At 72.6% G+C, this 14,910-nt stretch carries 14 protein-coding genes; 7 read left to right on the top strand and 7 right to left on the bottom strand.

Going from position 1 to position 14,910, the window contains the following annotated elements; translation table 11 throughout:
- The first annotated feature begins 137 nt into the window (after window positions 1-137).
- Window positions 138-1,934, top strand: a complete 1,797-nt coding sequence (locus J7E93_RS29995) for a CocE/NonD family hydrolase (RefSeq protein ID WP_374105447.1) — start codon at window positions 138-140, stop codon at window positions 1,932-1,934.
- A gap of 134 nt (window positions 1,935-2,068) precedes the next feature.
- On the opposite strand, the gene J7E93_RS30000 is transcribed toward J7E93_RS29995, so the two are convergent.
- Both J7E93_RS30000 and J7E93_RS30005 read right to left on the bottom strand, forming a co-directional pair.
- A complete protein-coding gene (locus J7E93_RS30000; protein WP_215073151.1) occupies window positions 2,069-3,175 on the bottom strand; it encodes an adenosine deaminase in 1,107 nt (368 codons plus the stop codon).
- 180 nt (window positions 3,176-3,355) lie between these two features.
- The gene (locus tag J7E93_RS30005; protein WP_215073152.1) at window positions 3,356-4,105 is read right to left on the bottom strand and encodes a GntR family transcriptional regulator; all 750 of its coding nucleotides are present in this window, start codon (window positions 4,103-4,105) and stop codon (window positions 3,356-3,358) included.
- A 169-nt stretch (window positions 4,106-4,274) separates the two neighbouring features.
- On the opposite strand from J7E93_RS30005, the gene J7E93_RS30010 reads away from it, so the two are divergent.
- The 3 genes from J7E93_RS30010 to J7E93_RS30020 all read left to right on the top strand — a co-directional run bounded on the left by J7E93_RS30010 (window position 4,275) and on the right by J7E93_RS30020 (window position 7,093).
- Window positions 4,275-5,711 carry an MFS transporter gene (locus J7E93_RS30010; protein WP_215073153.1) on the top strand — a complete coding sequence of 479 codons (1,437 nt, stop codon included), beginning with the start codon at window positions 4,275-4,277 and terminating at the stop codon, window positions 5,709-5,711.
- A 249-nt stretch (window positions 5,712-5,960) separates the two neighbouring features.
- Window positions 5,961-6,299 carry a hypothetical protein gene (locus J7E93_RS30015; RefSeq protein ID WP_215073154.1) on the top strand — a complete coding sequence of 113 codons (339 nt, stop codon included), beginning with the start codon at window positions 5,961-5,963 and terminating at the stop codon, window positions 6,297-6,299.
- A gap of 134 nt (window positions 6,300-6,433) precedes the next feature.
- Window positions 6,434-7,093 (top strand): GNAT family N-acetyltransferase, encoded by a 660-nt coding sequence (locus J7E93_RS30020; RefSeq protein ID WP_215073167.1) that lies wholly within the window; start codon window positions 6,434-6,436, stop codon window positions 7,091-7,093.
- Here the strand turns inward: J7E93_RS30020 and J7E93_RS30025 are convergent.
- Complete coding sequence (locus J7E93_RS30025; RefSeq protein ID WP_215073155.1) at window positions 7,081-7,413, bottom strand: DUF6204 family protein; 333 nt, start codon at window positions 7,411-7,413, stop codon at window positions 7,081-7,083. The two genes, J7E93_RS30020 and J7E93_RS30025, sit on opposite strands and share 13 nt — an antisense overlap.
- Before the next feature lie 59 nt (window positions 7,414-7,472).
- Between J7E93_RS30025 and J7E93_RS30030 the strand changes: the two genes are divergently transcribed.
- Together J7E93_RS30030 and J7E93_RS30035 are read left to right on the top strand one after the other, a co-directional pair.
- Window positions 7,473-8,378: an arginase family protein gene (locus J7E93_RS30030; RefSeq protein WP_215073156.1), complete on the top strand. Its 906-nt coding sequence runs from the start codon at window positions 7,473-7,475 to the stop codon at window positions 8,376-8,378.
- A gap of 167 nt (window positions 8,379-8,545) precedes the next feature.
- The gene (locus J7E93_RS30035; RefSeq protein WP_251067292.1) at window positions 8,546-9,565 is read left to right on the top strand and encodes a hypothetical protein; all 1,020 of its coding nucleotides are present in this window, start codon (window positions 8,546-8,548) and stop codon (window positions 9,563-9,565) included.
- A gap of 75 nt (window positions 9,566-9,640) precedes the next feature.
- Here J7E93_RS30035 and J7E93_RS30040 read toward each other — a convergent pair whose 3' ends face one another.
- From J7E93_RS30040 to J7E93_RS30050, 3 genes are all read right to left on the bottom strand, one after another.
- On the bottom strand, window positions 9,641-10,003 hold the full coding sequence (locus tag J7E93_RS30040; protein WP_215073157.1) for a VOC family protein: 363 nt from the start codon (window positions 10,001-10,003) through the stop codon (window positions 9,641-9,643).
- A 41-nt stretch (window positions 10,004-10,044) separates the two neighbouring features.
- Window positions 10,045-10,881: a methyltransferase domain-containing protein gene (locus tag J7E93_RS30045; RefSeq protein WP_215073158.1), complete on the bottom strand. Its 837-nt coding sequence runs from the start codon at window positions 10,879-10,881 to the stop codon at window positions 10,045-10,047.
- An 86-nt stretch (window positions 10,882-10,967) separates the two neighbouring features.
- The gene (locus J7E93_RS30050; RefSeq protein ID WP_215073159.1) at window positions 10,968-11,495 is read right to left on the bottom strand and encodes a GNAT family N-acetyltransferase; all 528 of its coding nucleotides are present in this window, start codon (window positions 11,493-11,495) and stop codon (window positions 10,968-10,970) included.
- Between the two features lie 226 nt (window positions 11,496-11,721).
- Between J7E93_RS30050 and J7E93_RS30055 the strand changes: the two genes are divergently transcribed.
- Window positions 11,722-13,572, top strand: coding sequence for a transketolase (locus J7E93_RS30055; RefSeq protein WP_215073160.1), 1,851 nt, complete (start codon window positions 11,722-11,724; stop codon window positions 13,570-13,572).
- Window positions 13,573-13,898: 326 nt separating this feature from the next.
- On the opposite strand, the gene J7E93_RS30060 is transcribed toward J7E93_RS30055, so the two are convergent.
- Entirely contained in the window at window positions 13,899-14,423 is a 525-nt protein-coding gene (locus J7E93_RS30060) for a GNAT family N-acetyltransferase (protein WP_215073161.1), read from the bottom strand.
- Window positions 14,424-14,910: the final 487 nt, after the last annotated feature.

Genomic DNA, 14,910 nt, shown 5'->3' on the forward strand with positions numbered 1-14,910 from the left:
CTTCACTGAATCTTCGTCAACAACCGCTGTCACGCGTGTTGACGGGGTTATGACACGTGTCACAGCATGGGCGCGGCTCGGTACTTACCAGTCGGTAATCCTCAGCGTGGAGGCCCCCCGTGTCCGTGTCCCGTGCCCTGCCCCGATCCCGTGCGGCCCGATCCCGTCAGACCCGATCCCGCAAGGCCCTCGCCCTGGTCGCCAGCGCGGCGTGCGCCGTGCCGCTCACCTTCGCCGCACCCGCGAGCGGGGCCGAGTCGGACTCGTACACCGTCACCCCGCTGACGTTCACCGTCGAGGCCGGCGGCCGTACTTGCACCGTCGACGCCGACCTCTACCGGCCCACCGGAGTGGACGCCGCCCACCCGGCGCCCGCCGTCCTCGCCACCAACGGCTTCGGCGGCAGCAAGGCGGACGGAACCACGGACGCCATCGGCAAGGCCTTCGCCACCCGGGGTTATGTCGGACTCGTGTACTCCGGACTCGGCTTCGGCGCGTCCGGCTGCCTGATCTCCCTCGACGATCCACGCCTCGACGGACAGGCCGCCGCGCGGCTCGTCGACTTCCTGGCCGGCACGCGCGCCGCCGACGACGGAACCCGCGCCGACTTCGTGCTCAAGGACGGGGCGTCCGACCCGCGGGTCGGCATGATCGGCGGCTCCTACGGCGGTGCCATCCAACTCGCCACCGCCTCCGTCGATCCCCGTCTCGACGCGCTCGTGCCGCTCATCACCTGGAACGACCTCGCGTACTCCCTGGCGCCCAACGGAGCCGACCGCGCGACCCCCGGCGTCTTCAAATGGCAGTGGGCCAACGGCTTCTACCTGCTCGGCGAGGGCCAGCCGCTGCTCGTCCCCTCGCTGGACCCCAGCCGGATCAACTCCCTCGGCTGTCTGCACTTCGTCACCGACGCCTGCGACACCGTCCGGCTGCTCAACTCCGGCCGCTACCCGGAGGCCGAGTCGAAGAAGATGCTCGACTTCGCCCGGAGCGTCTCACCGGTGTCGTACCTCGACCGCGTCAAGGCGCCGACGCTGATCGTCCAGGGCCAGTCCGACAGCCTCTTCAACCTCAACGAGGCCCAGGACACCTACGAGAAGCTCCAAGCGCGAGGCGTCGACACGAAGATGATCTGGCAGTCCTGGGGCCACAGCGGAGGCATCGACGACCCGGCGGCGGGCGAACTGGACCTGAGCCAGGGGAACCTGGAGACGAGTTACGTCGGGCAGCGCGTCCTCGCGTGGTTCGACCGCCACCTGCGGGACGACCGGTCCGCCGACACCGGTCCCGAGTTCGCCTACTATCGCGACTGGCGTAGTGGGTACGGCACGGCCGCCAAGGTGCCGGCGCTCAGCCAGAAGCTCTACCTCTCGGGCGACGGCAAGCTCGTCGACAACCGCGCCAAGGTGGCCAGGGGCTTCCGCTCCTACAGCAACTGGCTGGTCCCGACCAGCCATTCGGAGTCCTCGCTCGCCGGCATGATCGGACTGCCCGACCCGCAGCCCTACGACATCCACGGCACCTACCTGGGCTGGACCAGCGCCCCGCTCACCGCGCCCGTCGACGTCGTCGGATCCCCTAAGGCCACGCTCAGGGTCGTCTCCCCGGCGGCCGAACGCGTCCAGGACTCCGGCGACGCCGCCGACAAGCTGGTGCTCTTCGCCAAGGTGTACGACATCGCGCCGGACGGAGGGAAGACCCTGGTCAACCGGCTCGTCGCCCCGGTGCGGGTGCCGGACGCGACCCGGCCCTTCACGGTGGAACTCCCCGGAATCGTGCACCGCTACGAGACGGGCCACCGGCTGGAGTTCGTGATCGCCGCGAGCGACACGGCGTACTCCGGCAACCGGGGCATCAAGCCGGTGACCGTCACCAGCGCTCCCGAGGACACGGGGACGCTGGAACTGCCGATCGTGAGCGGCACGGTGCGCTAGGTGTATTGCCCCGGAAGCCTCGCCGATCTCGCGGTCCCGCCGATCTCGCGGGTCCCGCAGGCCTCGCGGGTCCCGCAGGCCTCGCGGTGCCGGGCGACTTCTGTCGCCCGGCACCGGGCCGGCAGGTCTCGGCGTCAGCCCGCGAGGGAGGCGTACCCCGGGCGGACGACTTCGTCGATCAGCCGCTGCCGCTCCGGCAGCGGCAGGAAGGCGGCGTCGAGCGCGGCCACCGTGAACTCCTCGAAGACCTCGGGGCCGTAACCGAAGGCGTCCACCATGTGCTGGAACTCCTCGCTCATGGTGGTGCCGGAGACCAGCCGGTTGTCCGTGTTGAGGGTGATGCGGAAGCCGAGTCGGCGCAGCTCGTCGATCGGGTGCGAGGCGTAGTCCTTGGCCGCGCCGGTCTGGAGGTTGGAGGTCGGGCAGACCTCCAGGGCGATCCGGTTGTCACGGACGTACGAGGCGAGCCGGCCCAGGGTGCCGTCCTCGGCGATGTCGTCCGTGATCCGCACCCCGTGGCCGATCCGCTCGGTGCCGCAGACCTGGACGGCCTCATGGATCGACTCCGCACCGACCGCCTCGCCGGCGTGGATGGTGAAGTGGCAGTTGTGCCGCTTGAGGTGCTGGAAGGCGGGGAGGTGGCGGGCCGGCGGGTTGCCGATCTCGCCGCCGGCGATGTCGAAGCCCGCCACGCCCTGGTCCCGGTGCGCCACGGTGAGCTGGGCGATCTCCAGGGAACGGTCGGTGTGGCGCATGCCTGTGAGCAGGGTACGGACGGTGATCCGGCCGCCGGCGCGGCGCTCGCCCTCGCGGAAGCCGTCGTTCACCGCCTCGACCACCTCGTCGAGGCTCAGCCCGCCCTCCAGGTGCTGCTCGGGGGCGTAGCGGATCTCGGCGTAGACGACACCGTCGGCCGCCAGGTCCTCGGCGCACTCGGCCGCGATCCGGTGCAGCGCCTCGCGGGTCTGCATCACCGCGCACGTGTGGGCGAAGGTCTCCAGGTACCGCTCCAGCGAACCGGAGTCGGCGGCGTCCCGGAACCAGACCGCGAGCTCGGCCGGGTCCTCGGTGGGCAGCGCGGTGTAACCGCACGCGCGGGCCAGCTCGACGATGGTGGCGGGGCGCAGCCCGCCGTCCAGGTGGTCGTGGAGGACGGCCTTGGGGGCCTGCCGGATCCACTCGGCGACGGCGGTGGCGGAGGAGGCAGCGGCAGGGGCGGCATGGTTGTCAGACAAGTGCATGGCGCGGAAGTGTACGCCACGCCGAGCCCGGCGTGCTGTGGCGTGGACGACAGGCCGTGCGGCGGGTGACCGCGGCGGGCGTGCGGGAGGACCCGGGCGCGATCGCCGGGCCCCGGTCCGGCCCGGTTCGGCCCGGTCCGGCCCGGTTCGGTCCGGCCCGGTTCGGTGCGACCGGCCGGCTCAGTTCGACTGGAGGACCGGAAGGGCCGGCGCACCGGTCGGCAGCATGTGCTTGGCCGCCAGGACCGGGGTGTCGTCGACCCGTACGACCTGGGTGATCAGGACCGCCGGAGTGTCGGCGGGGCGCCCGAGCTGCTCGCCGCGGCGCTGCCCGACCAGGGTCGCCGTCACGCTGCTGTGCGCCCCCAGGGGGACGCCGCGGGAGGCGCCGGTGAGCACCGCCAGCATGGAGGTGCGCTCGGCCGACTCCACCGTGCGCAGCGCCCGGGCGAACTCCGGGTGCACCCGCTCCAGTACGTCGTCGGCGGCCGCCCACTCCTGGCTCAGAGCCGCCGCCGTACCCTCCCCGGCCAGCAGCGACTCCCAGAACCGCAGCTCCGCCCTGGCCGGTGCGAGCAGGTGCTGGGTGGTGAAGTCGGTGGGCTCCTCGACCGCGCGGAGCAGGGCTCGTACGCGCAGCGGCGCACCGGTCCCGATCAGCTCCTCCAAGGGCTGGATGTGCTCGAATCCGCGCCGCGGGGGGTGGTCGTTGACGGTCCGGCCCACCCCGCGCCGTACCGAGAGCAGCCCGTCCTCCTGGAGCAGCAGCAGCGCCTCGCGCAGGGCGGGGCGGCTCACGCCCAGCTCACCGGCGAGCTTCGGCTCGGAGGGGAGGGTCGAGCCCGGGGGATAGGTGCCGTCGTGGATGGCGTCCGCGATCCGCTCGTAGAGCACCACGACCGGTCGCCGCTGCTGCCCGCTGACTGCCACTGCCCCTCCTCCGCCGACTTGTCCGGCAAGTCAACGGTATGCGGATTCACAGGTCAAAGGGTCTTGACGTGTGACGCGCGTAGAGTCCAGCCTGTCTGGGCGCCGCTTGTCAGACAAGCAAGGTGAGCGGCGGGTACGACGACGTGACATCCAAGGCAAAGGGGCCGATATGTCAGCCAAATCCGACCTCACGGGCCGCGGGCCCATGCTCCTGGCGATGGTGCTGGCCGTGCTCGGCTACCAGATCAACGCCACGATGCTCAGCCCCGCACTGCCGGATGTCATCGAACGCCTGGGCACCACCACGGCCGCCGCCGGTCTCTCCCAGACCCTCTTCTTCCTGATGGCGGCCATCGGCCAGGTCACCATCGCCCGCCTCAGCGACCAGCGCGGCCGCAAGCCGATGATGATCGTCTGCGCCTTCGTGCTGATCGCCGGAAACCTGCTCTGCGTCTTCGCGCCGACCATCGAGGTCTTCATCGCCGGGCGCATCCTGCAGGGCATCTCGGCGGCCATGTTCACCCTCGCCTTCCTCACCCTCAACCAGCTGCTGACGCCTGCCGCCTTCGGCAAGGCCGCGGGCATCATCACGGCCGTCAACGGCGGCCTCGCGGGTGTCGACGCCATCGCCGGCGGCCAGATCGCCGACACCATCGGCTTCCGCGGCATCTTCGTCTGCTCGACCCTGATCGCCGTCGCGGGTCTGATCGGCGTACGGAAGTACGTCCCCGACGTCCCGGCCGCCCCCGCCGACGGCCGTTTCGACTCCCGCGGCATCGCCGCCCTCGCGCTCGGTCTCACCGGGATCCTCGTCGGTCTCGCCCAGGGCGCCGCATGGGGCTGGACCTCCGCCCTCACCCTCGGCTTCCTCCTCGGCGGCCTGGCCTCGCTCGTCTTCTTCGTCGTCTCGCAGAAGAGCGCCGCCAACCCGGTCATCGACATCGACGTCCTGGCCTCGCGTCGCGCCTGGCCGCTGCTCCTGACCACGATCTGCACCCTGGGCGGAGCCTTCGGCGCCATCGCGCTCACGATCCCCCTCTTCTCGCAGGACACGCGCGTGGGGCTCGGCCTCTCCGCCGTCACCGCGGCCGTTCTGTTCCTCACCCCCATCCAGCTCATCGGCGTGATCTCCGCCCCGCTGACCGGGCGCCTCGGCCCGAAGATCGGCTGGCGCACCATCGTCGTCACCGGCGCGGTCGCCAACTTCGCGATCTTCCTCTTCGCCACCTTCTTCCTGCACAACGAGTGGATCCTGGTCGCCTCCCTGGCCGCACTCGGTGTCACGTACGGCGGCTTCATGCTCACCGGCCTCAACGGACTCGCCGTCACCACCGCCCCGAAGGACAAGCCGGGCTCGCTCTCCGGCCTCAACGGCGCCTGCTTCGGCATCGGTGCCTCGCTCGGCATCGCTCTCGCCTCCGCCATGATCACGGCGGGGAGCGACGCGGGCGGTGTGACCGAGGCCGGTTACCAGCACGCGATGTACGCGGCGCTCGCCCTGCTCGGCGTCGGGGTCGTCACGGCCCTGCTCATCCAGCGTCCGGACCCGGCCGAGGCCGCCGAGGCCTCGGAGGGCGAGCCGCAGCTGGTCCTCGCCCACCACTGACGGGCCGGCCGTCGACCGGGCCGTCGGGTGACGGCCGCACCCTCACCCGTACGGCCCTTCCACCGCCCCCGTGCGACCGGATCCCTCCATCCTGGTCCCACGGGGGCGGCCGCGTACGGCTGCCGGTACGACGGAGGAGAGAGGGCCGCCCATGGACCGTCAGCAGACATCGAGCGCACGAAGGCCCCGGGCCGCCGCTGCCGTCGCCCCCGGGCGGAGTGGCTCCTGCGCCGCGGCCAAGAGGCGTCGATGAGGCGGGCGGCGCTCCTCGGCGCGGGCGCGGTCCTCGCCGTCGCGGCCGTGGCCGCGACCTCGGGGGAGGCGGTGGCCGCGACGGACGGCCCGCCGATGCCCCGCTTCCTCGGCAGAGGGCTGTGGCGCGTCTTCACGGGGCTCGACCACCGCACACGGATCGACGTCCACGACGTGAGCGGGAGCGACCGGCGCGTGCTGTGGCCGCCGAGCTGGCGGGTGTGCACCCAGCACCCGGCGGAAGGGGTGGACCTCGACGGCCGTACGACCGTGATGATCGGTGTGGTGAAGAAGGGGGAGGCCTGTCCGCTCCGGGTCAGCTCCTCTCGCCGCTGAGGCGCACGCCGCCCGCCCGACCCGCCATGTCCGACGACACCATGTCCGACCACGCCATGTCCGACCACGCCATGTCCGGCGACACCATGTCGGAGGACACCATGTCCGGCGACACCATGTCGGAGGAAGACGCCATGTCCCAGGAACCCGACCGGTACGTCACCGCGGGTCCGCGGGTCGGGCTGCGGCCGTACTCCCTGGACGACGCCGAGGAGTTCACCACCCGAGTGCGCGAGAGCCGCGCACTGCACCGGCCCTGGCTCTTCCCGCCCGACCGCCGTGAGGCGTACGAGAGCTACGCGCGGGCGCTGATCGAGGGCCTCGACAGGGTCGGGTTCCTGGTCTGCGAACGGGCGGAGGGCGGACGGCTCGCCGGCTTCGTCAACATCAACAACATCGTGCGCGGCGCCTTTCTCAGCGGAGTCCTCGGCTACGGCGCCTTCGCGCACGCCGCCGGCCGAGGGCTGCTCACCGAGGCGCTGGGGCTGGTGCTCCCGTACGCCTTCGGGCCGCTTGGCCTGCACCGCCTCGAAGCGAACATCCAGCCCGGCAACGCCGCCTCCCGCGCGCTCGTGCGCCGGGCCCGCTTCCGGCTCGAAGGCTTCTCGCCCGCCCTGCTCTTCATCGACGGCGCCTGGCGCGACCACGAGCGGTGGGCGATCACCGCCCCGGCGCCCGTGACCCCCGCGCCCGTGACCCCGGCGCCCGTGACCCCGGCGCCCGTGACCCCGGCGCCCGCATCGCCCGCGTCCCCCTCCGCCGCGCCGCTGTCGTCGGGGGCTCAGCGCTTGTAGTTGATCTTCATGGTGTCCATGTCCGTCACGGACGACCTGAGGTCCCGGTAACCGTGCCCCAGCGCCTTCAGCGCCGACTCCGCCCGGTCCTCGGCGATCGCACCGGCCATCTCCTCGCCGTCCGCCGCGTCCGACACCACGACGTAGCGGTACGAGAAGTGCTTCAGCACGCGGTCGTACGCGAGCGAGCCCTCCGTCGTGAACTGCATGGCCGTCAACCCGTGCGCGTCCACCTCGGCGAGCAGCCGCGCCCGGCTCTCCTCCGACAGTGCGTCGAACGTGCCGCGCACGATGACCCGGTAGGTGTGCTGGTCGCTCATCTCTCTCCGTACTCCCGTCACCGTTGAAGATCCAGACTACGGCGGCGAGGATGACGCGCATGCGGAATATCGTGGCCCTCGACGCCCCCTCCAACCTCGGGCTGCGCCCGCCCGTGCCCGGTGCCGTGCCCGGCTGCTACAAGCTCGCCGGAGCCCTGCGCGAGAACCGGATCGTCCAGCGGCTCGGCGCGCTGGAGGGCGGAGTCGTCGTCCCGCCCCGCTACGACCGGGGCGACTGGCAGGAGGGCGACGGTGTGTTCAACGCGGCCGCCCTCGCGACCTACACCCGTACCCTCGCCGACCGGATCGAGGGCCACGTACGGGCCGGGGACTTCCCCCTCGTCCTCGGCGGCGACTGCTCCATCCAGCTCGGCGCCTCCCTCGCCCTGCGCCGCATCGGACGCTACGGCCTCGCCGTCGTCGACGCCTCCCCGGACTTCCGCCACCCCGGCAACTCCGACCGCGTCGGCGCCGCCGGAGGCGAGGAACTCGCCCTGGCCACCGGCCGGGGCCAGGCCGATCTCACCGACCTGGAGGGGCGGCGACCCTACCTCCGGGAGGAGGACATCCGGCTCTTCGGGATCCGCGACGCGTTCCACGACGACCCGGAACTCGTCGAGCTGCGGGCCCTGAAGATTCCCACCGTGACCGTCTCGGAGCTGCGGGCGTGGGGGCCGGCCGAGATCGCCGCCGCCACCGTCATCAGTCTCGAATCCCCGGCGCTCGACGGCTTCTGGGTCCACCTCGACGCCGATGTCCTCGACCCGTCCGTGATGCCGGCCGTCGACAGCCCCGACCCCGACGGGCTGCTGCCCGACGAACTGGCCCCCCTGCTGCGGACCCTGGTCCGCTCCGAGCGCTGCGTCGGACTCAACGTCACCATCTACGACCCGGACCTCGACCCGGAGGGCACCGCCGGGGCCCTTCTCACGGACCTCGTGGTGGCGGCCTTGGCCGAGGCCTGAGCCGCAGGACACCCTGGCCGGCTCGGCAACCCCCGTTCTTCGAGGCCTAGATGGCGACCGCACGCCGCTCTCGGCCCCCCGCCGCGGGGGTTCGAGGCACGCGACGGCTACAGTCCCCTGGTCCTTCCACGTCAACGATCAACGACCATCACAGGGGTATGTCCCGTATGCGTCTCAGAAGCCGACTCGCCGCCCGCCTCGGCGGCATGTTCGCCGCGTCCGTCCTCGCTCTCGCCGGCCTGGTGGGCACCGCCGCCCCCGCGCAGGCGGCGCTGACGGAGCCGTTCGACTACCAGGTGACCCCCAAGGCCGGCCCGTACCGGGACATCCCGGGTACGGAGGTGACGTTCACGGCGGCGGCCGGGGAGCGCTCGTACCTGTGGTCCCGCAACGTCGTCGTCTCGAACGTCACGAAGCTCGCCGAGGGCGATTGGCTCGGCACCACCCTCTCCATCCGCTGCGCGTACGCAGGTGGCACCCCGGAGACCGCCCCGCTGCCCGCCGGTGTGGAGGCCGGCGCGTACTGGGCGGCCAACTTCCTGCCGCCGGAGGAGTCTTCGCAGACGCCGACGGTGCGGTGGGTGTTCATCGCGCCCGAGCAGGGCACGTACACCTGCCGTCTGTCGGTCACCAGCTATTCCACCATCGTCGCGTCCGGCCGCGAGGTGACCATGCGGGTCGGCGCCGGCGCGGAGCTCGCCCGGGCCACATATCCGTACACGGCACGCTGGACGCTCCTGGAGGAGAGCGAGCGGGTGGTGGGATCCGGCAGCACCGCGACGACCCTCGGCTACACGGTCACGCCGACCGGCGCCGACCGGATCGCCGTCGTCCAGGACGCAGCCCTGACCACCTGCAAGGCCGGCTCCGCCATCTGCCCGGGCGGCACGACCGCGTACGACGGCACCCACCTCCAGACATGGATCGAGGCTCAGCCGCAGAACCCGGACGGCACCCGGTGCGGCGCCCCGAAGGCGAGCACGGTCGCCACCTGGCGCATCTCGAACGACAAGCACCACCAGGCGGCGACCAACACGCTCTACCTCACCACCGCCGACCTCGGCGGCTGCTCGCAGATCCGGGTGTCCCTCAAGGTCAAGCACACGTGGGGCAACCCGGTGGTGATCCACGCGGGGCATGTCACCGGGCAGATCGCCCGCACGCACGGCCTGGCCTTCACGTACTGAGCCCGGCCGCCCCGGCCGGAGCCGAGGGGGACTGAGGGGGACTGAGGGGGACTGAGGCGGGTGGACTGGGTCGCCCTACTCGACCGGCGAGGCCGAGCGACGGTCGACGTACTCGAAGACCGAGCCGTCCGGGTGGACTGCGATCAGGTTGCGGCCCACCGGCGTGGGCACCGGACCGGCGAGGATCTTGGCGCCCGCCTCGGCCAGCGCCGTGAACGCCGCGTCCACATCCTCGACGGAGATGGTCGCGGCGACCTTGCGCAGGACCTCCAGCTCCGCCTCCGGCCCACTCATCAGCAGAAAGCAGCCGACGGCCGCGACCGCCACCCCACCCCGCTCGAAACGCTGGGCGCGGCCGCCGGTGAGCCGCTCGTAGAAGTCCACCGCCGAATCGAGATCGTCGACGCAGACACGCAGTGTGGTCCCGAGAATCTCCATGCGGACGAGCCTAGTTGAAGCGCTGCTCACCGGCCCGGGGGTCAGGAGACCCGGCAGAGGATCTCTCCGTGCGGGACCATGAACCAGGCGTCCTCGTGCCGGCCCCACGCCCGCCACGCCTCGGCGACGGCGGCCAGCCCCTCCGGTGTGGTGTGGCCGCCCTCCACCGCCAGCTTCGCGTAGACGGAGTCGGTCGTACGGTCCGCCCACAGTCCGCTCCACCACGCCCGCTCCTCGTCGGTGGCGAAACACCAGGTGGCCGCCGTGGTGGTGATCTCCGTGAACCCGGCCCGCCGCGCCCAGGAGAACAGCCGCCGGCCGGCGTCCGGTTCACCGCCGTTGGCCCGCGCGACCCGGTGGTACAGCGCCTGCCACTCTTTCAGCGCCGGCGGCTCGGGGTACCAGGTGAAGGCCCCGTAGTCGCTGTCACGGGCGGCGACCACACCGCCGGGGCGGCAGACCCGCCTCATCTCGCTCAGCGCACGCACCGGGTCGCCCACGTGCTGCAGCACCTGGTGGGCGTGGACGACGTCGAAGGAGTCGTCCGGGAAGTCCAGGGCGTGGACATCGGCGACCGCGAACTCCACGTTGTCGACGCCTCGTTCGGCGGCCACCGCGCGGGCCTTGCCCAGGACGTCCTGCGCCGTGTCCACGCCGGTCACCCGGCCGGGCGCCACCAGCGCGGCCAGATCGGCGGTGATGGTGCCGGGCCCGCAACCCACGTCCAGGACGTCCAGTCCCGGGCGCAGCTCAGGGACCAGATACGCCGCGGAGTTGGCGGCGGTGCGCCAACTGTGCGAGCGCAGCACCGACTCGTGGTGTCCATGGGTGTAGACGGCGGTCTCCTGGGGCGCGGACGGCTCGGAGGTATGGGTCATGACCGGACTCCCTCGTGTGGGTGGTACGGACACGGTACGTGTTCCGGCCGTATGGTGAGATACGCATCTCGCCATACGGACAAGGCTCAGGGGAACAGCCGTCGACGGTACCGGAGTTCGTCGAGCGTCCGGCCTGCCGTCGTGTCCTGGGCCACCGCGCCGTCCGCGCGCCAGCCGGCCGCCTCGTAGAAACCCCGGGCCCGGGCGTTGCCGGCGAGCACCCACAGCGCCCCCTCCCGGAACCCGGCCGCGACCAACGCCTCGACGGACGCGTCCACCAGCCCCCGGCCCACCCCCGTTCCCCACACCTCGGGCACCGTGTAGAGGGCCGCGACCTCCCCGGTCGTGGCGGGGTCGAGACCCCCGCCCGACCAGGCCCGGACGCAGCTGAACCCCACGACCCGTCCGTCACCCGAGCGGGGATCCGTCGCCACCAGCACCGTGGGCCCCTCGCGCGCCCCCAACCGGGCCTCCCAGACACCGGTGCGCTCCTCGACGTCGAGCCCGTCGAGATACGACTGCGGAAAGAGGCCCCGGTAGGCGGCCTGCCAGGACCGGACATGGACGGCGGCGACGGCGGCCGCGTCCTGGAGGAGAGCTTCACGGATCGGCATGCGCCGCATTCTCGACGCGCATCCGGCGCGCGGGCCACCGCATAACGCCACCGCAACGCGCGCCACCGTGTATCGCCACGCACGTTGCCACCGCATGTCGCCACCGGGCATTCCCCGGCACACCCGGCCGTGCATTGCCGGGCATACGCCCCCGCGCCCCGGGTAGCCGCCGTGTGGAGCCCGCACCGTCCGGCCACACCGCCACGGCCCGTGGAGGAAGACCCTGATGCGCTACGAAACGATGTCATCGCTCGCCCAGCAGCTCCGCGTCGACGCCGTCCGCGCCGCCGACGCGGCCGGCTCGGGCCATCCGACCTCCTCCATGTCCGCCGCCGACATCGGGGCGGTCCTGCTCGCCGGTCATCTGCGCTACGACTTCGACCGCCCCGACCATCCGGGCAACGACCGCCTCGTTCTCTCCAAAGGCCACGCCTCGCCCCTGCTGTACGCCATGTACCGGGCGGCGGGGGTCGTGGGCGAGGGGGAACTGCTCACCTTCCGTCGCCGCGGCAGCCTCCTCGAAGGCCACCCCACCCCCCGGCTGCCCTGGGTCGACGTCGCCACCGGCTCGCTCGGCCAGGGCCTGCCCATCGGGGTCGGCATGGCGCTGGCGGGGAAGTACCTCGACCGCGTCCCCTACCAGGTGTGGGTGCTGTGCGGGGACAGCGAGATGGCCGAGGGCTCCATCTGGGAGGCCGTCGAGCACGCCGCGTACTGCCGCCTGGACAACCTCACCCTGATCGTCGACGTCAACCGGCTCGGCCAGCGCGGCCCCACCCGTCACCAGCACGACCTGGGCGCCTACGCCGCCCGCCTCGAAGCCTTCGGCTGGCACACCGTGCAGATCGACGGCCATGACGTCGAGGCCGTCGACGCGGCGCTGCGCGAGGCCCGCGCGACCGTCCGGCGGCCCACCGCCGTCCTCGCCGCCACCCGCAAGGGCCGGGGCGTGGCGGCCGTCGAGAACCGCGAGGGCATGCACGGGAAGCCCCTCCCCGACGCCGAGGCCGCGATCGCCGAACTGGGCGGCTACAGCGACCTGCGGGTCCAGGTGACGGACCCGCCCGCCGCACAGGCCCCGCACCTCGTCAGGGCCGGCGCGCCACCGCTCCCGCGTTACGACAAGGGCGACAAGGTCGCCACCCGCGATGCGTACGGGCATGCGCTCGCCGCGCTCGGGGAGGTACGCACGGACGTCGTCGCGCTCGACGGCGAGGTCAGCGACTCCACGCGAACCGAGTACTTCGCCAAGGCGCACCCCGAGCGCTACTTCGAGTGCTGGATCGCCGAGCAGCAACTCGTCGGCGCGGCCGTCGGACTCCAGGCACGCGGCTACGTCCCCTACGCCTCGACCTTCGCCGCCTTCCTGACCCGCGCGTACGACTTCATCCGGATGGCGGCCGTCAGCCGGGCGGGGATCAATCTCGTCGGTTCGCACGCCGGCGTCTCCATCGGCCAGGACGGACCCAGCCAGATGGGCCTGGAGGACCTGGCGATGATGCGGGCCGTGCACGGAAGCACCGTCCTCCATCCCTGCGACGCCAACCAGACGGCGAAGCTGGTGGCGACCATGGCCGACCTGGACGGAGTCCGCTATCTGCGCACGACACGCGGCGGGACGCCGGTCGTCTACGGGCCCGAGGAGGAGTTCCCGGTCGGCGGCAGCAAGGTCCTGCGCAGCCATGGCGAGGAGGACAGGGCGACCGTCGTCGCGGCCGGAGTGACCGTGCACGAGGCGCTGCGCGCCGCCGACCGGCTGGCCGAGCAGGGCGTCCCGGTCCGGGTGATCGACCTCTACTCGATCAAACCGCTCGACCGCGCCACCCTCGACCAGGCCGCCGGGACGACCGGCTGCGTCCTGACGGTCGAGGACCACCGGCCCGAGGGCGGCCTCGGTGACGCCGTCGCCGAGGCATACGCCGACGGCCACGGCAACACGCCCCGTCTCGCCCGTCTCGCCGTGCGCTCGATGCCGGCCTCGGCGACGCCGGAGGAGCAGCTCCACGCGGCGGGCATCGACGCGGACGCGATCGTCGCGGCGGTCGAACTGCTGGTGGAACGCATCCTGGTCCGCTGACCGGGTCCGTCCGGGAGCGGCTTCCTCCGCTGAGCGGATGGGCTCATGGACTGGGCCGGCTCGGTCCGTGAGTCGGCTCGGTCCGTGAGTCGGCTCGGTCCGTGAGTCGGCTCGGTCCGTGAGCCGGTTCGGTCCGTGAGTCGGCTCGGTCCGTGAGCCGGTTCGGTCCGTGAGTCGGCCCGGTCCGTGAGCCGGTTCGGTCCGTGAGTCGGCTCGGTGCGTGAGTCGGCTCGGTCCGTGAGCCGGTTCGGTCCGTGAGCGGCTCGAACGTCCTCCGCACTCGCCGCCGGACCCCCCTGCGGCCGGCTCCGGCGCGGCGCGCCCCCTCAGGCGTCCGCCGCGGTCAGCTCCCAGCGGATCTCGCCGTCCTGCCGGAGGTTCGTGGGTGCCAGCCCCGCCGCCGCGGCGACCCGGGCGGACGCGTGGTGGTCGGGATGGATGTGGGCCAGGACGGTACGGACGTCACGGGAGCGCAGCCAGTGGACGAGCGCGACGGCTGCTTCGGAGGCGAGGCCCCGGCCCTGCCACGCCGTCCCCACCACCCAGGCGACCTCGGCGGCGCGGCCGCCCGGTCCGGCGTCCGAGACGGTGGCCTGGACCGTGCCCGCCAGGCAGTCCTCCGCGCGCAGCCGCAGCACCCAGTTGCACCAGGAGACCCCGGGTTCGGGCGAGCCGGCGAGCATCCGCGCGTACCGTTCACGCAGCGCGGGCCCGGAGGCGGGGACACCACCGATGAAGGTGTGCAGCCCGGGATCGGCGAGGACCGTCGCCATCTCGTCGGCATGGTCGAGCCGCAGCGGCACGAGGTCGATGCGGTCGGTCAGGAGGGGGACCGCGGTGAGATCGCTCATGCGACCAGTCTGCGGTGCGGCCCGGACCCTCCCCGGCCCCTCGGAGGAAGGCACCGCGGAGGAAGCTCCCGTCGTGTCCCTCTCGCCCCCGTCTCCGCCCCCGCCCCCGTCTCCGTCTCCGCCTTCGCCTCCGCGCCCGGCGCCCCGGTTCCGCCTCCGCGCCCTCACCCGTACGGCCCTGGTCGGGCGGGTGCGGGAAACGCCCGCGACCGCCACGGTCCACCACCCGCGGGATTGTCCCCCCGCCGCGACGGTGCGGCACCCCGTCACCGCCCGCTGAAGCGGCGCGGCCGCCCGAACCTTCGTATAAAGGGCACTGGGGCGCCTTGCCGGGCGCCCGCCACGGCCCAGGAGGTGCGGGAGATGCGGCAGACGGCTCCGGAGGGGCGCGGTCCGGTGCGCTACGGGCCGCCGGCCCCCGAACCTGGTCTGCCCGTGCTGCCGGGACTCGCCGCCGTCCTCGCGGCGGCGGCCGACCGCACCGCCG

The sequence above is a fragment of the Streptomyces sp. ISL-36 genome (genome assembly GCF_018614205.1).
Taxonomy (GTDB): Bacteria; Actinomycetota; Actinomycetes; order Streptomycetales; family Streptomycetaceae; genus Streptomyces.